Annotated in this window: 17 protein-coding genes; 1 reads left to right on the forward strand and 16 read right to left on the reverse strand. The window is 30.2% G+C overall.

Translation table 11 applies throughout. The features are described from left to right. Window positions 1–7: 7 nt before the first annotated feature. From BLV79_RS04450 to mtaB, 12 genes are all read right to left on the reverse strand, one after another. Window positions 8–814, reverse strand: coding sequence for a hypothetical protein (locus BLV79_RS04450; protein WP_159429325.1), 807 nt, complete (start codon window positions 812–814; stop codon window positions 8–10). Window positions 815–875: 61 nt separating this feature from the next. Next, window positions 876–2,174 (reverse strand): DUF5716 family protein, encoded by a 1,299-nt coding sequence (locus BLV79_RS04455; protein WP_083354441.1) that lies wholly within the window; start codon window positions 2,172–2,174, stop codon window positions 876–878. Between the two features lie 27 nt (window positions 2,175–2,201). Then, on the reverse strand, window positions 2,202–5,780 hold the full coding sequence (locus BLV79_RS04460) for a DUF5717 family protein (RefSeq protein ID WP_074716530.1): 3,579 nt from the start codon (window positions 5,778–5,780) through the stop codon (window positions 2,202–2,204). 59 nt (window positions 5,781–5,839) lie between these two features. Further along, a complete protein-coding gene (locus BLV79_RS04465; RefSeq protein WP_159429326.1) occupies window positions 5,840–8,308 on the reverse strand; it encodes an HAD-IC family P-type ATPase in 2,469 nt (822 codons plus the stop codon). Between the two features lie 194 nt (window positions 8,309–8,502). After that, window positions 8,503–9,759, reverse strand: coding sequence for a peptidase U32 family protein (locus BLV79_RS04470; RefSeq protein WP_074716534.1), 1,257 nt, complete (start codon window positions 9,757–9,759; stop codon window positions 8,503–8,505). Between the two features lie 61 nt (window positions 9,760–9,820). After that, window positions 9,821–10,465, reverse strand: coding sequence for an O-methyltransferase (locus tag BLV79_RS04475; RefSeq protein WP_074716536.1), 645 nt, complete (start codon window positions 10,463–10,465; stop codon window positions 9,821–9,823). 11 nt (window positions 10,466–10,476) lie between these two features. After that, window positions 10,477–10,872, reverse strand: a complete 396-nt coding sequence (locus tag BLV79_RS04480; protein WP_074716538.1) for an endolytic transglycosylase MltG — start codon at window positions 10,870–10,872, stop codon at window positions 10,477–10,479. A 10-nt stretch (window positions 10,873–10,882) separates the two neighbouring features. Beyond that, window positions 10,883–12,559: a ribonuclease J gene (locus BLV79_RS04485; protein ID WP_330389921.1), complete on the reverse strand. Its 1,677-nt coding sequence runs from the start codon at window positions 12,557–12,559 to the stop codon at window positions 10,883–10,885. Window positions 12,560–12,680: 121 nt separating this feature from the next. Further along, complete coding sequence (locus tag BLV79_RS04490; protein WP_074716541.1) at window positions 12,681–12,941, reverse strand: DUF1292 domain-containing protein; 261 nt, start codon at window positions 12,939–12,941, stop codon at window positions 12,681–12,683. Window positions 12,942–12,957: 16 nt separating this feature from the next. Continuing rightward, complete coding sequence (gene ruvX / locus BLV79_RS04495) at window positions 12,958–13,392, reverse strand: Holliday junction resolvase RuvX (RefSeq protein ID WP_074716542.1); 435 nt, start codon at window positions 13,390–13,392, stop codon at window positions 12,958–12,960. 18 nt (window positions 13,393–13,410) lie between these two features. Next, on the reverse strand, window positions 13,411–13,674 hold the full coding sequence (locus BLV79_RS04500) for an IreB family regulatory phosphoprotein (protein ID WP_074716544.1): 264 nt from the start codon (window positions 13,672–13,674) through the stop codon (window positions 13,411–13,413). A gap of 82 nt (window positions 13,675–13,756) precedes the next feature. Next, window positions 13,757–15,067 carry a tRNA (N(6)-L-threonylcarbamoyladenosine(37)-C(2))-methylthiotransferase MtaB gene (gene mtaB / locus BLV79_RS04505; protein ID WP_074716545.1) on the reverse strand — a complete coding sequence of 437 codons (1,311 nt, stop codon included), beginning with the start codon at window positions 15,065–15,067 and terminating at the stop codon, window positions 13,757–13,759. An 85-nt stretch (window positions 15,068–15,152) separates the two neighbouring features. Here mtaB and BLV79_RS04510 point away from each other — a divergent pair, with 85 nt between their 5' ends. Continuing rightward, complete coding sequence (locus BLV79_RS04510) at window positions 15,153–15,386, forward strand: HPr family phosphocarrier protein (protein WP_074716547.1); 234 nt, start codon at window positions 15,153–15,155, stop codon at window positions 15,384–15,386. 298 nt (window positions 15,387–15,684) lie between these two features. Here BLV79_RS04510 and thiI read toward each other — a convergent pair whose 3' ends face one another. Genes thiI through prmA form a run of 4 tightly spaced genes read right to left on the reverse strand, consistent with a single transcriptional unit; the run spans window position 15,685 to window position 19,802 of the window. Next, window positions 15,685–16,875 (reverse strand): tRNA uracil 4-sulfurtransferase ThiI, encoded by a 1,191-nt coding sequence (gene thiI / locus BLV79_RS04515; RefSeq protein WP_074716549.1) that lies wholly within the window; start codon window positions 16,873–16,875, stop codon window positions 15,685–15,687. 9 nt (window positions 16,876–16,884) lie between these two features. Then, window positions 16,885–18,039: a cysteine desulfurase family protein gene (locus BLV79_RS04520; protein WP_074716603.1), complete on the reverse strand. Its 1,155-nt coding sequence runs from the start codon at window positions 18,037–18,039 to the stop codon at window positions 16,885–16,887. 28 nt (window positions 18,040–18,067) lie between these two features. Continuing rightward, window positions 18,068–18,802 carry a 16S rRNA (uracil(1498)-N(3))-methyltransferase gene (locus BLV79_RS04525; protein WP_074716551.1) on the reverse strand — a complete coding sequence of 245 codons (735 nt, stop codon included), beginning with the start codon at window positions 18,800–18,802 and terminating at the stop codon, window positions 18,068–18,070. A gap of 16 nt (window positions 18,803–18,818) precedes the next feature. Further along, entirely contained in the window at window positions 18,819–19,802 is a 984-nt protein-coding gene (gene prmA / locus BLV79_RS04530) for a 50S ribosomal protein L11 methyltransferase (protein WP_074716553.1), read from the reverse strand. Between the last annotated feature and the right edge of the window lie 5 nt (window positions 19,803–19,807).

Raw genomic sequence — 19,807 nt, forward strand, 5'->3', positions numbered from 1 at the left:
CCCCTTGTTAGCTACATAATTTTTTATAATCCTTTTTCAAATCCACAATAAAATTTTTAATATTCTCTTCCTTTTTCTCTTTACTACTGTCTTTAAAAAATACATTTTCACTATTGTTTAAATAATAATCTTCCATTTCCTTTTTTATTTCTGATAAAACCACAGTATCTACATCATATTCTTCGGCTATTTCATAAAATTTCTTTTCATTTTTTTCACAAAAAGCAGCATATAATCCCATTTTTAATGAATTTAAATTAGCACTCAACGAATATGCCTTTAAAAAACAATTAATTGCCTCATTAAATTGAAACAATCTTGCATAAGCGCTTCCTATATTGTGCCAAATACTTCCTAATACTTCATCGCTCATTATATTTTTGCTAACGGCGGATAACAATTTATAATACTCTTTAATACTTCTTAAAACTTTTCCTGCTTTTAGCAACTGGTCTGCTTTTAGCTTGCCTACTTCAATTTCCGACTTTGTCTCTAAATCTGCTAAAAGCTTTACAGTATTTTTTATTTCAGATTGTGATAAATACCCTGTTTCCGTCAACAACTTTTCTATAAAGCTAGAGACTTTATTGTTAATTTTCAAATCATTTCTTAAACTTTCTGCAAGTTTTTTATCAAATAATTCTTTTTCAATCCATGTACATAATTGGTCAGAAGTAAGTGATTTTTCTACCAAAAACACATTCTTTTTTATCAAATATGATAATTCTTCTAAGCTATATACATTTTCAGAAATATTTTCCCAATAAAATGGTGTCTTTGCAAGTGAACTAGTGCATAAAATTAATTCTCCCATAACTACATCCTTTTCTTTTTGTTCTTTCTTTTTTCCTATATTTTGGTTTTTTTTCCTTTTTCTAAGCCGGCATTGACATAACATAATGCCATGACTTATTTGAAGATTTATATATTTCTCCAAATCCCATATCTTCAACGTATATATCAATTGAATTGTTCGAAATAGGAGTCGCTACAATTTTTACTCGAGTAACTCTATCTTCGCGTAAAGGCAAATCTTTTAAACTTATTGATTCTATTTTTGCTTCTCTACTATCCGGTAATTGCTTCCAAAAATCAATAGTATTCCCTTTACTCAAAATCACTTCACATGAATTTTTTGCTTCAAAATAATTGTCACCTGCATTTACAAGTGTTAAAAACTCCATCTGATTACGATTTAAAACCTTAATGCTTAAATTAAATTTAAGATCATTTTCCCCTAAATATACATATTCTGAATCAGAATTATTGTATTTTAACATAGCAGCATAACAAGCTCCCTTCGAAAACAAATTTTTTCCAATAAAAACTCGTCTTCCTTTGCATAAAAACTGAATTGATTCTAACAACCAATTTCCATCAAATCCACTTCCCACAAGATACACTGAAGTTACTCTTTGATTTGTGAGTATTTGTTTTAAAAAAGCACAAAACTCCTTATCTTCTCCACTTTTAAATGTATCTATCGAATCATAAGCAATATTTATAACTACCGGTGTAGTTCTATGACTTTTTGATAATCTATAACTCTCTAAAATATTACTATTTGCACACAACAAAAGCACATCATTTTGACTCAACTGTGGTTCCTGATTTATCATATAATAATAAAAACTCTCTTTATAATCTATCACTTTAAAATTATGATTTTTAAACCCTAGTCTAAATCCTATATCCTCAAAAGCTTCATAGATTTCACGATTGATTCTTTTTATAGAAATAACAACTTTTGGCTTAATTCTACAGTTTATGATTTTACTAGGTAGAGATATTATTTTGCTTAAAAAAATCTGAAGTAAATCTTTCCCTTCAAAAACATCATCAAAGCATTCATATGTTTTTTCTATGCTCTCTTCTTTAAAAAAATCATTTGCAATGAAACATTCTTTATCAGCTTCCGCAGCTTTTATTGCCTCCTGACCATATAGCCAATTTATATCATTTATTTTTTTTGCAAGAACTTGTGGAATCTGAAACACTTCACTTCCATAAGTTGCGCTTACAGTTTCTGGAGTTTCCATATTGTTGCAATAATAACTAACCATTGCATAATCTGAATTAAGGTCTATTCCAATATAATATTCTCTTTCAATTGATTCCTTATTTATTATCTCATTTTCAATTGAATTTTTTACATTTGCATTAAATATTTCCATATACCCTCCTCCAAAATGCGCATGATTTTACATTATAGTAAAGATTTTTTTTGTCAACTCATCTAGGTTTTTATACTCGCTTAGCTCATGTTCAATATCAGCTTCCTTTAATCTTGAAGTTACGACCATCTCATTTAAACGATTATATCTATCTTTATCATAATTTTTTCTTAAATCATAGTTATTTACAGTATTATTTTTTAGCACTTTATAACCATTTTTGCTATCTTTAAAAATCTTATAACTTATTGTTTCTCCAAAGAAAGCTGTTATGCTAATACTATAAATTCCTGCATATATTTCATGCATTGTTTTTATATTTACTTTTTTTTGCGACTCAGAGAGTACAGATGACTCAAAATCATTCAAAAATTTATACTCAATCATAACTTTATCATTTGGCTTTCCCTTGAATTCTATATAAACTTTATCTCTTATGTGATATTTTTCAACTATTTTATTAGGCAATGTTTTAAAAAATTCAAAGTTTAAATCTCTAAGTGCAAAATCGCCCAGCATCATATCTATAAGATCTTCCTCTTCATCGGTAAAACTGTTCTTATTTGAATAATACTTGAGCAGACCTAACTTACATGTCTCATTTAATAAAGCTCCATTTTTCAGCTTTTCTTCAACAATTCCGATAATATAACCTGTAATCGCTTTATCGTTTACAAAATAATCATGCATCATTTTTGTTATATATGCGATGATTGTAATTTCTTTTCCTCCATTTTCACAATAATTTAAGAAAATGCGATTCTTCATCGGTATATCAATTGATGTATAGAGTATATTATTTATAATTTTTTCTTCTAGTTTACCTGTTTTAGCAACAATATCATGTGCTATGCTCCATAGATTCGTCATAATGATAGTTGGTCCTTCATAATTAAGTGATAAATACTCTATGATTTCCGTATTATAATGACCACTTTTAAATACTCTCATTGCCAGACTAATTATAAATTTTTCATCTGAACCACCATTTTTTACAAGATATTTCGTTATGCCAACCTCATCACTAGCATTAATCAAATCTATTCCTTTATTCTTTAAAATCTCTACAACAGCTCTATATTGTTTATATTTCAAATATAATTCAGCTAATTTTTTAATTTTTTCATCATTAATATAGTGGCTATCTATTTTTTTTAAGCAACTACCACACTTAATTGAATCCTTCATTTGATCATAATATAAAGCTTGGTTAAAATACAATCTATTAACAAATTCACATGCAATTTGACCATTATTTAGAAATTCTATTTCTTCAAAACTGTTTTTTTCTGAGAAGTAGTCATTCTCTACAGAATAAATAAAATAGTTTTGATTTTTTAGCGCCTGCTCTGATATAACTTTTTTATATTTTTCAATATCAAATAATGGGCGTATCTCACTTTCGATATCTTGTCCATACCTTTTTCCGTCTCTATCTTCGAAAATTAATTCATAATCATTTGAAACATGAAAGAAAAAACCTTCGTGATTGCTAAGTCCAACCTCTAATGGTACATCTCTCCATTTTTCATATACATATACTCTTACAATTTCATCACTTTTTACAATTATTTTATTTGTAAAAATTATCTCTGATAACAAGCCCGCAATCTGCGCATTTATAATTTCTGGTTTGAAAATTTCTTGATATATAACTGCATAGCTCTCATTAATGTGTTTCTTTTTTATTTGATCAAAAGCAAATTCTCTCATTATGTCTTTATATTTTTCATATGTAGATGGGTCATTTACTTCATCTATGATTATATTTTTGTACAAAATGGCAAGCTTATTACTTGGAATATTATTCTCATATTGAAAATATCTTTTTACCATATCTGGTAAACTATTCATATCATTCTCATCTGCTGACAGAAGAAAAGCTTCATATAATTTAGTTATTCTCAAATTATAATTTACTCCCATTTCATACCACTTATGATACTTTTTATCAAATTTTTGTGCTTTAATCAAATAACTGCAAATTGTAGAAAGGTAGCTCTCTTTTGAATAATATTTGTAACCCTCCTCCATTATAGAAAAGACTTTAAAATCAAATTTTTTTAAAGAATTTGTAGCCAAGAAAAACTGATCCATTACTTCTTCTGTAAAAGCTTTATTTCTTAAGGCCCACATCAACATTCGAATTTCAAACTCTTCAATTTTATCTAATAAAAATGGATCTTGCCATATGATATAATACGCTTCGCATAGAAAATAAGGTGAATTTTTACCTATTCCATCCCAATATTTTATTGCTTTTAATTTTTCTCCGGGATTTTCTATGTATTTTGCATTCAAAAAAGACAATACCCAAAACAACACTGCATTGTTTGGATGTTGCTTAAATATTTTTTCTATTTTCTCTTCACATTCATCCACATTAGCCGGTTCTCTCTCAAATAATGTACATAGGAACAAATAGTATCCATATTCTGGCACATTTTCATCACCAACTTCTGCTTCAAATTTATTTAATAAAACCTGTGCTTCTTCTATCTCATGATTATAAATATATGTTTGAGCCATCATGAGCCTATAAAACAACTTATTTTCTTTTTCAAGTACAACTAAGTGCTGTAAAATATTTAATGTTTCGTTAGCCCACGCACCCGTTCCAATTCTCTTCAAACGATACTGCACATATAATTCCATTAAACCAATTTTATAATCTTTTATTTTATGTTTAACAGATTCAACTATTTCTTTAAAATCATCATTTTTTTGTGCTATAATTTCAACCGAAACTTTTTTAGTAGCATTACTTATAGTTATTTTGCCAAAATTCTTTCCCTCATGCATCTTTTCTTCATTTAAATAAAATGCATACTGCAAAGTATTTCCCATAAAATCATCTGTAGTAATGCAAGTTTTGTTTAATTCGATAAATTCACTATCTGTTGAAATATTACATTCAAAATATCCCCAAGAACTCTTACGTATTTCTAAATACTCTTTTATTTTCTCATTTACGCTAAAAAAATTATATTTATCTTTTGTAACTTCAAAATCTATCTTTTCTTTTTTAGATGCTAATTCCAAAAACTCTTCCAAATTATGGCTATTATGTTCCTTAACATTCAAACCTTTGTAAGCCATAATCAGTCTATTTTTATATTTTAATGTCGTTTTCTTTAAAATATTATTTTCAAAAAAAGGAGAATAAAAAATTCTTAGAGCCTCATGCCAGTTGGCTTTTGCTAATCTTGAAAAATCATCTAAATCATACAACTTTCCTACAGCAGAATTTACATATTCATCTACTACTGTAGCATGAAAATGAATACTTGATTCTATTTGATTGAATACAAAGTAAAAATCCCCTTCAGAATTATTACCTGTATGCAGTCCCCTAGAATCAAAGCGATATCTTATATATTGCTTATTTCCAACTAGTTCAGAATTAATGCACTCCATTCTAGAATTAGTCGAAAATATCTTTCCTTCTATTTCATCATTATTGCAGTTTTTAAACTCCATAGAGAACTCGCCTTCATACACAACATTTGCAAAAACTTCAAATGCAATATAATCTGTTGAAAATGAAATATCTATATTAGAATTTGGGATTTCTCCCCTAACAATCTTCCTTATTATTTTTTGCATTATATCACCCACTTCTCCTCGATAAATAAAATTATAAACTATTTGTAAAGTCTATTCAACTAATTAGTTATTTTTTTCAAAAGATTATTGATATTGTCGATTATTTTTTTTGCGATTTTGTTATTGTGTATAAAATTATATGTTTTTACAAAACCAATTTCTAAGCCTCTATATACTTCTCCAACTACAAAAGCAAATAAAACAATAAGCATAATTCCTTTTTTGCTAATTTTATTTATCGAAAAAGCTTCATTCATCAAAAGCATTACTAAAACTAATCCGCCCCCCAATAAAAGCATCATAACTACATGCTTTTTCTTAAATGGATTAATCACCTTATGAAGAATTATGAAGCCTATTATTGCAACTAAAATTGTTGCTGTTGTAGAAAGAATTTGATTTTCTATATTAAATTCTCTACAAAAAACAGTCAAACCACTTACCACAAAGAAACTAGCCAACGCTGCAGGAATAGCCTTTAAAAACACTTTTGTTAAAAAATTCTTCTGTATCTTTTTATTGTTTTTTTCTAATGTTAATAAAAACGAAGGAATTCCAATTGTAAACAAACTAATTATTGTTACCTGTGATGGCATCAATGGATAATTATACACAAATATAACTGCAAAAATAGCTAATAATAAAGAAAACGTATTCTTTGCAACATATAATATCGCTGTCTGTTCTATATTGTTTACTACTCGTCTTCCTTCTTTTACTACTAAAGGTATCTTCGAAAAGTCACCGTCTGTTATTACTAATTGTGAAATCTGAGCTATTGGGCTCTTACCTTCTGCTGCCAAAGCTATACTACAATCAGCTTCTCTAAGCGCAAGTACATCATTTATTCCATCTCCAACCATCGCAACAGAATGATTAGATCCTTTCAATCTTTTAATTATTTCTTGTTTTTGGGCTTCTGATGTTCTGCCAAAAACTGTATATTTTTCAACTGCTTCTTTATAATCATCATCATTTAAAAGTTTTCTAGCATCAATATATTTGTCTGCATCCTCTATTCCAACCTTTTTAGCAATTTTTGAAACAGTAATTGGATTATCGCCAGATATTACTTTAATTTTTGTTCCATTCTCCTTAAAAAAAGAAAATGTTTCTTTTGCATTTTTTCTAATTGGATTCGTCAAAAAAATAACTCCAAGTGGAATCACTTCATCCACAAGTTCCTTTTCTTCTTCCAATTCTCCTAAATATTCTGCAAAAACAAGAACCACAAAGCCTAATCTTGAGTATTTTTCTATTTCTTCCCTATATTTTTCATAATCATCTCTAAAAACATTTTCTGCTGAACCAAGTACATAGTTTTTACCACCAAGATTCATTCCAGAGTATTTTATTTTTGAAGAAAATGGAACTTTTTTTCCAACTTCCATATGTGCCTTTTCTATAAAAAAATTTTTTAACGCATATGTTGTCTCAGTTTTTTCGTTACTATTTGCAACAAATTCTCCCAAAATATGGTATAAAGTACTTCTTGTATTCGAACTATTTTCTTCTCCCAAGGTATTATAACCCTTAACTTTCATTTTACCTGCCGTAATTGTTCCTGTTTTATCAACACATAAAATATCAGTTCTTGCCAATTCTTCTATACTTCTCATATCATGAATAATAATATCCTTTTTTGCTAGCCTTAAACTACCAACTGCCATCGTAAAACTTGCTAAAAGATATAATCCTTCAGGAATCATTCCTATTAAAGCCGCTATCATACTTTTTACTGAAATCTCAAATGACTCTTTATTGTAAATAAATGATTGAATAAACATTGCAATTGCAACCGGAATAATAATAATTCCAATTGTCTTAATCAACTTATCTAACGCTACATTCATTTCAGATTTTTTAGTACTTTTTTCCTTAGAGGCTTCTAGTGTTAATTTAGATATATTAGAATCTTTTCCAACTTTATCTATCTTAGCACGCGCTGTTCCTTCAATAACCCAACTACCCGACAATAAATTAGATCCCTCTTTTTTAAGAATATCATATGATTCTCCTGTTAAAAGTGATTCATTTACCCTAAGTTCTCCATAAACAACAACTGCATCTGCCGGGATTTGATCTCCTTCATTAAATTCAACTATATCATCTAAAACCAAATCATTCGAACTAATACTATTTTTTTTCCCATCACGAATAACAACATATTTGGAATCATTTGTAAACTTTAATTTTTCTAATTGCTTTTTAGAATACACCTCTTGGGCAACACCAATGGCCGTATTTGCGATAATTATTGGTAAAAAAATTAAATCTGACCATCCTCTTACCAAAATAAGTAAAATTGTAATTATAAAAAATATAAAATTAAAATATGTATATACATTCGATTTAATTATGTCATTTAAAGATTTAGTATATGGTTCAACTGGTGTATTAATTGCTCCAGCAACCACTCTTTTGTCAACAAAATTTGATGATAATCCATTGTGTATATCAGCATAAACTCTATCTACTTTTTTATTTTTTTCACCAAATTGTCTGTCTGTTTCTGCTATGTCTGCCATGCATGCCCTCCCCATTTGAAATTATTTGATATTTTTCGTACACTTCTTTCATTTTACCACAATATACTATGTAATAGTTATATTTTTCACTATTTATACAACAAAAAAACTCTACTCTACATCCTATGCATAAACATGTTGCACACTGTAGAGATAGAGTTTCTATAATGTATTTATTTTTTTAATAATATATATTACTCTAAATTGATTTTTGAATCTTCTTCTTGTCTACGAATAATATCATATGGCTCAAGTTCTACACCTAAATCAATGTATAAAATTTCTTTTGGATGTGGAGCTGATTCAACATCAACGCCATCTTCATTAACAATTCTTCTTACCTGAACTGGAATGTTATCACCATTTGGTTTCATAATTTCAATTGTTTCACCAACTGAGAATTTATTTTTTTGTTCAATTTTATAAAGTCCTTGTTCATTTTTGCCTTCAATTAATCCTAAATATGTGTAGCCTTTAATATATGTGTTATTATCATAAATTTGAGCCTCTTCACTTGGTTTGCCATAGAAGAATCCAGTTGTAAACTGTCTATATGTACAGTTAGAAATCTGATCTAAATACCAAGGCATATTTTTTTGATATTTTTCTGGTGATTCTAAATAATCATCAATAGCTTTTCTATATGTTCTAGCTACTGTAGCAACATATAATGCAGTTTTCATTCTACCTTCAATCTTTAAACTGTCAACACCCGCATTAATCAAATCCGGAAGATGCTCTACCATACATAAATCTTTTGAATTAAAAATATATGTTCCTCTTTCATTTTCATATACTGGTAAATATTCACCAGGACGTTTTTCTTCAACAACCGCATATTTCCATCTACATGGATGTGTACATGCTCCATGGTTTGCATCACGTCCTGTAAAATAATTTGATAATAAACAACGTCCTGAATATGAAATACACATTGCTCCATGAACGAATGCTTCTATTTCAAGTTCACTTGGAATTCCTTCTCTAATTTGCTTAATTTCATTTAAAGATAATTCTCTAGCAGCAACTACACGAGATGCTCCTAGATTATGCCAAAATTTATATGTTTCAACATTTGTATTATTTGCCTGAGTACTGATATGTCTTTCTATTTCAGGACAAATTTCTTTTGCAATCATAAAGATACCTGGATCAGCAATTAATAATGCATCTGGCTGATAAGGTGCTAAATCCTTAATCTCCTTTAAATACTTTCTAACACCCTCTAAATCATAGTTGTGTGCCAAAATATTTACAGTCACGAAAACTTTTGCTCCATGTTCATGTGCAAATTTAATTCCTTCTGCCATATCTTCCATAGAGAAATTTTTTGCCTTTGCTCTTAAACCAAATGCTTCTCCACCAATATAAACAGCATTTGCTCCATAGATTACAGCAACCTTTAATACTTCTAAACTACTAGCTGGACATAATAACTCAATATCTCTCATTTCTTGTATTTCCTCTCATATAACATCTATCGCGAAAATCTATAATATATAATTATATTCATTAATCTTTGAATGTCGTAACTGTTATTCCATCACCAATAGGCATAATCGATGTAACAAGTTTTTCATTATGTGTTAATTCGTATAGATATTCTCGCATGCGCTTATAAATTGTTCGATTTCTTCTATCAATCATATAATGTGATTCTATAATGTCTCCATCTTGTAGGACATTGTCTGATACCAATATACCATCTTTACTTAATAAACGAAGTACCTCAGGTAAAAAATTAATATACTGGCCTTTTGCAGCATCCATAAAAATCAAATCAAATTCTCCATCTAATTCTCTTAATATTTCTGTTGCATCTCCCTCATATAGAGTAATCTGATCATCTTTTCCTGCTCTTTTAAAATTATTTTTAGCTATAGGTATTCTCTTTTCATAGTTTTCTATTGTAACTATTTCACTTTTAACAGGATTATACTCTGCCATTAAAATAGTGGAAAATCCCACAGCCGTTCCAACCTCAAGAATTCTCTTTGGTTTTTTTATTTGTAACAATAACTTCAAAAAACTCTGCATTTCCTTACGTATAATAGGAACAAAGGACTGCAGAGCTTCTTTTTCTATCGTGTCTAAAATTTTAGTGTTACTCGTTCCAAGAGAATTGATGTAGGTAGTTAGACGTTCATCTACTATCATTTTTAATTCTCCTACTGTGCTTGAATCTGTTTCTCTGAAGTTTCATTTTGCTTAATCATCTTATTAATTATCTCATCCATACTCATAGACGTATTAAGCACATATGTACCCGGTTTCACTTTAGACGAAAGGGACGCCATCTCACAATGAATCCAAAAAAGGTTACTGTTTTTTATTAACCCTTTTTTCTCTAATAATTCTCCTATCTCCTTATTTGACATATCGGATTTAATTACTACTTTAACTTCTTTGCCTTCTCCTTTAGTAACCGATTCCTCGTTAAACAAACTGTATCCCAAACGGTATGCCTTTCCTGCAAAAAAAGAAATGGCATACACTAACAAAAGAACTATCATGATACTAAATGCAATTTTAATAAAATTAAACAGTACCTTATTGATATTCATATAGCTTCCCCTACACTTCCATAATAATAGGCATAATCATTGGTCTACGCTTAGTCTCTTTCCAAACGAAATCCCCAAGTACCTCTTTTACTTCTGTTTTGATTTTACCCCAATCCTGAATATGATTATCCATACAATAATCCATTGTTCTGTCTAGAAGAGCTTTAGCTTCATCTATTAAACTTTCAGAATTTCTAACATATACAAATCCTCTTGTTACAATATCTGGACCAGCTAAAACTTGACCTGAACCACTTTCTAGTGTCATAACGACAATAATAATTCCATCTTCTGCAAGATGCTGTCTATCTCTTAAAACGATATTTCCTACATCTCCAACACCAAGTCCATCAACCATAACGTTGCCAGTTTGAACTCTGCCAACAACTTCAGCGCTTTCATCATCAATCTCTAGGACATCACCCGTCTGTAAAATCTTAATGTGATCTGAATCATAGCCTAACTCTGAAGCAATATTAGCCTGTGCATACAAATGTCTATACTCTCCATGCACTGGTATCGCAAACTTAGGATTAACAAGTGAATATATCAATTTAATATCTTCTTGACAAGCATGACCAGAAACATGCACATCCTGGAAAATTACTTCTGCACCTTTTAACATCAATTCATTAATGATACCCGAAATAGACTTTTCATTTCCTGGAATTGGACTAGAAGAAAATACAATTGTATCTCTTGGCTTAATAATAACTTTTCTATGCATTCCTGTAGCCATTCTTGAAAGAGCTGCCATCGATTCTCCCTGACTTCCTGTTGTAATAATAACAGTCTTCTCATCTGGATAATTTCTAAGTTGCTCCGCATCAATTAAAATATTTTCTGGCAAATTCAAATAACCTAATTCCGAAGCAATAGAAATAATCGTCACCATACTTCGTCCTTCAATTGCAACTTTTCTACCGTATTTATACGCCGAATTTATAATCTGCTGCACCCTGTCTACATTTGACGCAAAAGTAGCGATTATTATTCTATTTTGTTTATGTTCTGCAAAAATGTTGTCTAAAGTTTTTCCTACTGAACGCTCTGACATAGTAAATCCTGGTCTTTCAGCATTAGTACTGTCGCATAATAATGCCAAAACGCCTTTCTTTCCTATTTCTCCAAAACGTTGTAAATCAATTGCATCTCCAAAAACTGGTGTATAGTCAACCTTAAAGTCCCCTGTATGAACTACAATACCAGCCGGCGAATAAATCGCAAGCGCTGCAGCATCTTGAATGCTATGATTAGTTTTGATAAACTCAACTCTAAAACAACCTAAATTAATGTGTTGACCATAGTGACAAACTTTACGTTTAACTCTCTTAACCATCTCATGCTCTTCAAGTTTATGATCAATAATTCCCATTGTTAATTTAGTTGCATAGATTGGGACATTAATTTCTCTTAAAACATATGGAATTGCACCTATATGATCTTCATGACCATGAGTAATAAAAAAACCTTTTACTCTGTCAATATTATCTTTAAGATAAGTAATATCAGGAATTACTAAATCCACTCCATACATATCATCATCAGGAAATGACAAACCGCAATCGATAACAATAATACTATCATCATACTCGAATGCTGTTATATTCATTCCTATAAGTCCTAATCCACCTAATGGAATTATCTTAAGCTTGCCTTTATTCTGTTCATCTTTTACGTTCTTCAAAATCATTCCTCCATAATAAACGAAGAATAGAAAAACAGAAAAACAGCTCCTTAGGTAAATATTCTCTTTTATTTTAACAATATCTAATTAAGAAGCCTATTCCGCTTCTATACCACGTCATTTAAAATTCTACATTAGTATCCTCATCTAATAGCTCAGCAAAAATCTTACCAAGGGCTTGTACTTCGTTGTCATCATCAACCATCTCGTAAGTGACCTCTCCGTCCTGCTCTTGAATTTCTCTCAAAATATATGCATCACTATCTCCTGTCTCATTTTCCGAAACCAAGAGATACTTAACACCATTCAATTGAGTTTCTTCTTGTATAAAAAATTCAATCTTCTCATCTGTTTCTTCTAGTGTAAATATTACTTTTTCCATCGCATCTCCAATAAATTTATTTTTCTTTTTGATTATGTAGATAGTCTAAATATCCCTGTAAAATAAAGATAGCAGCAATTTCATCCACATAATTCTTACGATTTTCTCTTCTAATTCCTGTTTCCATCATAGAACGGTCTGCCGCAACTGTTGTAAGTCGTTCATCCCACAACACTACTGGCAAACCTGTTCTATTCTCTAACATGCCTTTGAATTCTTTTGTTTTTTCGCAACGTTCACCCTCAGTACCATTCATATTCTTTGGGTACCCTAAAACGATTGTATCAACTTCATATTCATCAGCTAATTCTTTGATTCTGGCCAAAGTCTGACGTAATTTAGACTGTGATTTTCTTCTAATAATCTCTACTCCTTGTGCTGTTAAAAGTAATCCATCACTTACAGCAACGCCTACTGTTTTTGATCCAAAATCTAATCCTAAAATTCGCATAATTCTCCACTTCTCGAATTATTTCCATTGATTATTTTTAATGTAATCCTTTAAAACCTCTTCAACAAGCTCATCTCTTTCAACCTTCATAATAAGTCCTCGTGCATTCTTATAGCTTGTAATATAAGTTGGATCACCAGACATAATATAACCAACTATCTGGTTAACTGGATTATATCCTTTCTCTCTTAAAGCTTCATAAACCACTTTAAGAACTTCTTTCACTTGATTTTCAGGTTCTTTCCCTACATTAAAATATTGTGTGTTATTGATATCTTGCATATTTTTCACGCCCTTGCTTATGTATTTTTACCACAATAGCTTATCAATTCTATTGTATACTACTGACGAGAAAAAAACAATGCTATCTTTCTAGCAAATAAATATCATTAGCGATTTCTTTTACAATCTTTCCTCTAACAATTTGATTTACTAAATCAGCTTCAGACTCTACCGCCACTTTCACATATTCCATGGTATAACCCGTATAATATTCTTTTCCTTCAATAGTTACTTTTTCTTCAATCAACGCTGTTCTTTGACTATCTAAATAAAAATCACGATATTCTTTTGACATTCGATGATCTAAATCAATAAGCTCTGCGCTTCTTCTTGTTTTAACTTGTTCATCAACTTGATTTGGCATAGACTCTGCACGAGTTCCTCTTCTAGGTGAATATTTAAAAATATGCATCTTATAAAAATGAACATCTTCTAAAAATTCTTTTGTAACACTAAACTCATTCTCATCTTCACCTGGAAATCCAACAATTACATCAGTTGTAATAGCTGGATGATTAAAGTATTTTCTTAAAAGGTCGCAGCTTTTTTTATACTCTTCTGTTGTATACTTTCTATTCATTCTCTTTAATGTTGCATCACATCCACTTTGTAAAGAAAGATGAAAATGTGGACACATCTTAGGTAATTTCGAGATTTCTTCTGCAAACTCTTTTGTAATTATCTTAGGTTCTAATGAGCCAAGACGAATTCTTTCAAGTCCTTCAATTTTATGGACTGCTTGAATAAGTTTAAGAAGATTCTCTCCATCGTTCAAATCTACACCATATGAACTGAGATGAATTCCTGTTAAAACAATCTCCTTAAATCCATTATCAACCAATCTTGCAACTTCTGCAAGTACATTTTTTAATTTTCTGCTTCTTACCCTACCTCTTGCATAAGGAATTATACAATAACTGCAAAATTGATTGCATCCATCCTGAACTTTAATAAAAGCTCTTGCATGCTCAGCTGTTCGTGATAAAAACAACTCTTCATACTCCTGTGGCTCTTTATTTATATCGGCTACTGCAACATTATCCGAACTATCAACAAAAAATTTATCTATTTTTTGAACCAATTCATGTTTTTGATTGTTGCCGATAACGATATCGATTGCTGGATCTAACAACGCCTCTTGTTCTTTAGTCTGAGCATAACATCCTGTAGCTACAACTACTGAATCAGGATTTTTATGCTTTGCTTTATGTAACATTTGACGAGACTTCCTATCAGCCATATTTGTAACAGAACATGTATTTATAATATAAACATCTGCTTTATCTGTAAATGGCACAATTTCATAACCCGCATTCTCTAACATCTGCTGCATAGCTTCTGTTTCATATGAATTAACTTTACATCCTAAATTATGTAATGCTGCTTTTTTCATTTTCTCTCCATTTCTGATTGACTTTTTATTCAAAAACTATTACTATCTTAATTAGAAAAAGATTCAAACTAAGGAGGTTTTCAATATGAAAACAGTTCAAATTTCATTAAATTCAATTGGAAAAGTAAAATCATTTGTTAATACAATTACTCAATTTGATTTTGATTTTGATTTAATTTCAGGAAGATATGTAATTGATGCGAAATCAATCATGGGTATCTTCTCATTAGATTTATCAAAACCAATTGATTTAGCAATTCATGCAGATACAAATCTTGATGAGATTTTAGAGGCACTTGACCCATACATCGTTAAATAATTTGTAATCGCATAATTGTAAATATGATTTTATATAAAGGCTCACAATGTGAGTCTTTTTTTTATACGATACTTTATATAATATTCTATATAAATATTTAAAACAAAAAATTTTATACGAATATTTCTTATATCATAATATTTCTTTACTTCCTACATCATTTAAAACTGTTTTTTATCTTTTTCTCTTTGTTTTATTCTATATAGCCCATATTTGCTATTATATGCAATAAAAAATGTACAACTTGATTAAGCTATACATTTTTATTGCCTTTATAATAAAATGTCTTATTTAGCCTTTAAATTTCTTCTGGCTCGACCTTAATAACTTCCACAGTATCAATTGCCTCTTTAACAAGTTCTTGAATTTTCTCTGTTAATTTAAGTTCTGATTTTTTGATATAACTTAAATTAGGTTTAGTTACCGGATGTTTTGCCACGAAAATGGTACAACAATCTTCAAAAGGTAAAATAGACGTCTCATATGTATCAATTTTATCAGCAACCTCTATAATATCTTGTTTGTCGAATGCTATTAGTGGTCTATAAACAGGTAATTCACACACTTCATTTGTTGCAACTAAAGACTGCATTGTCTGGCTTGCAACCTGACCAATACTTTCACCTGTAACAAGTCCTAAACAACCACTTTCTTTTGCAAAATGTTCAGCAATTTTCATCATATATCTTCTCATGATAATTGTTAATTGTTCATGCGGACATTTTTCATAAATATATAATTGAATATCTGTAAAATTAACAACATTTAAATTGATTTTACCAGTATAACGTGACATTTTCTTTGCTAAATCAACTACTTTTTGTTTGGCTCTTTCACTTGTGTATGGTGGTGCATGGAAATATGTTGCCTCAATTGTTACACCTCTTTTACTTACCATGTAACCAGCAACCGGACTATCAATTCCCCCTGACAATAGTAGCATTGCTTTACCAGCTGTACCTAATGGCATACCCTTAGCACCAGGAATTTCTACTGAATAAATATTAATTTGTTTTCTGATTTCGATATTAATTACAACATCTGGTTTGTGAACATCAACCTTCATCTCTGGAAAGGCATCTAACACTTTTTCACCAACAAGAGCATTGATTTCCATTGAATTTAATGGATAGTTTTTTCTTGCTCTTCTTGCATTAACCTTAAATGTAAAATTCTTGTCTTTATATGTAGCGTCAATGTGTTTAATAACTGTTTCACATAATTTATCAAAACCTTCATCTTCTGTTAAAATAACGGGACAAATACCAGTAATACCAAAAACTTTCTTTAATGCTTCTACTGTATCTTCATAGTCATATTCACCAGAAGTTTCAACATAAACACGACCTTGCTCTTTTCTTACTAAAAATTCACCATCAACATTACGTAATTTATATTTAATATTACTAACTAATGCATCTTCAAAAAGATATCTGTTTTTTCCTTTGATAGCAATTTCTGCATACTTAATTAAAAATGCTGAATACATAATTTCTCCTTATCTTCTTGTATATTTTCTTAACTGTGGAATAAGCTTCATCATTATTTCTATTGCATAATCAAGTTCTTCTTTACTAGTAAAACTTGACATGCTAAATCTGATTGTTGAATCAAGCAATTCCTGTTTTAAACCAATCTCTTTTAAAGTCGAACTGATTCCCGGATGATTAGATGAGCATGCACTTCCAGCTGAAACAAATACTCCATATTCTTCTAAAGAATGAAGCAACACTTCGGCTCTTACATCTTTTACACTCACACTAATAATATGTGGTGCACAATTTTTATCTTTTCTTCCGTTGACATATACGTCCTCTATTTCAGACACTTTGCTGATAAAGTATTCTTTTAGCTGATATAATTTATCAATTTTTTCCTGAAAATCATTATAAGCTTCTTCTGCTGCAATACTTAATCCAACATAAGCAGGTACATTTTCTGTACCAGAACGCATTCCATCTTGTTGGCCACCACCTAAAATAATTGGATTTATTTTAGTTTTGTCTTTTATATATAAAAAACCGCTTCCCTTTGGTCCATGAATTTTATGACCACTCACAGATAATAAATCAATATTATTTTTTCCTGGAACGATTTTAAATTTACCATATGATTGAATAGCATCAACATGCATAATACATTGAGAATTCGCTTCTTTTACAATACTTGCTGCCTCATAAATTGGCTCTAATGCACCAATTTCATTATTCACATGCATAATAGATACTAAAATTGTATCTTTTCTAACTTTATTCTTTAAATCTTCTAAAGATATTTGACCATACTCATCAACCTTTAAATGTTCAATCTCAAAACCCTTAGACTCTAAATACAACATAGGGTTATTAATTGAAGGATGTTCAATTGATGTTGTAATAATATGTTTTCCTTTTCTTTCGTTTGCCAATGCTGTTCCAATTATAGCTAGATTATTTGACTCTGTCCCACCTGATGTAAAAAGAATTTCTTTATCTTTTGCCTTTAAAGTTTTAGCAATTTTTTTCTTTGCTTCTCTAATTTGCATTTCAGCAGCAACACCCTTTAAATGCATTGCTGAAGGGTTTCCATAATTTACTGTTAATAACTCTACCATTTTATCAGCAACTTTATCTAAACATCTTGTAGTTGCCGAATTATCTAAATATGCTTCCATCTTTATCATCTATCTTTCTATTATAATTCTAGTCATCTAAACAAAAAACAAGCATAGCTAATGTTGCTAGTCCCGCAGTTTCTGTTCGAAGAATTCTTCTTCCCAAAGAAATAAGTGACACATTATCCGGTAAACCTGTAATTTCATCTTCTGCAAATCCACCTTCTGGACCAACGAAAATTCCTATTCGTTGCCCTTTTTTAATGTTTCCAATTATCTCTCTTGTTGCCTCCATTCCTCTTTGGTTCTCATAAGGCAACAAAATAACATCTAAATCTCTTGCAAATTCCATAGCCTCTTTATATTTTATTGGCATTGTGACTTCAGGAATAATAGTTCTTTTCGATTGTTTTGCAGCACTCTCTGCAATTGTTTGCCATCTTTTTTGTTTGTTTTTTGCTTTTTTATCATCCAATTTAACTACACAATTTTTCATAGAAGTTGGTATCACTTTAGTAACACCAAGTTCAACTGCCTTTTGAATAACAAGTTCCATTTTATCACCCTTGGGTAATCCTTGAAACAAATAAATCTCATTATTCAATTCAGTTCCAACTTCATCTATTTCATCTATTTCTGCAACAACATTCTCCTTGGAAATTTCAACAAGATGACAAAAATAACTGACATTATCACTGTCACTAACACGAATCTTTTCACCTATTTTCATCCTAAGTACATTGACAACATGATTAATGTCATTTTCTTCAAGAATTATTTTATTGCCGTTTATAGATGATTTTTCTACAAAAAACTGCTGCATAATTGTACCTCTTAAACTAATTTTTTCTAGCTGTTATATTAACCCACTCACCTTTATGGTTAATCTCAACTACTTCTAAACCTGCATCTTCAATCGCTTTTTTAACTTCATTTTCTTTAAAATCGATTATTCCAGAAGTGATGAAATATCCACCTTTTTTCAATCTTGCTGGAATAACTGGAGCCATAGGTATAATAACATCTGCCAAAATATTTGCAACGACAATATCATATTCCTCTGTACCCACTTTATTTTGGAGTTCTACATCATCTATCAAATTTCCAACATAGAACTTACCTAAATCTAAATCCAAATGGTTTACTTCCATGTTTTCTTTTGTCGAAATCATACAATCAGGATCTAAATCTGTTCCTACAACTGACTGTGCTCCAATTTTCAAAGCAATAATCGACAAAATACCGCTTCCGCATCCAACGTCTAAGACCTTTGGATTTTTAACTGCTGGAACATACTCTTCATTGCCTCTAATATATTTTAATAATTGGCTAATACATAACTGAGTGGTTTCGTGTTTTCCTGTTCCAAAAGAAATACCAGGATCTATTTCAATCAAAAATTTATCCTTATCTTCTTCTTTTAATTCTTCCCAAGTAGGCTTTATTAAAATATCATCAATATAAAATGATGAGAAAAACTTCTTCCAGTTGTTAATCCAATCTAGGTCTTCCGTTTCACTTGATGTAATAATTCCACTTCCAACATCAACTGTACTTCTAAGTTCTTCTAAAGCTACTTTTACTTTTTTTAAAATTTCTGTTTGATCACTGCCATCATCTTCAATGTAAAAGCTTACAGCACTTCTTCCATCATCAGGTGGAAGTTCTGGTAAAAAATCAATAAACATTTCTGTTTGATCAGCTTTACTTAAAGGAATCTTATCTTCGATTTCAATACCTTCAATTCCTAAATCTGATAGCATCATACTTATAAAATCTTCTGCTTGCGTGGTTGTATCAATTGTGTATTTTTTCCATTTCATATTTG

Origin of the sequence: Lachnobacterium bovis DSM 14045 (assembly GCF_900107245.1) — a bacterium.
GTDB classification, from domain to species: domain Bacteria; phylum Bacillota; class Clostridia; order Lachnospirales; family Lachnospiraceae; genus Roseburia; species Roseburia bovis.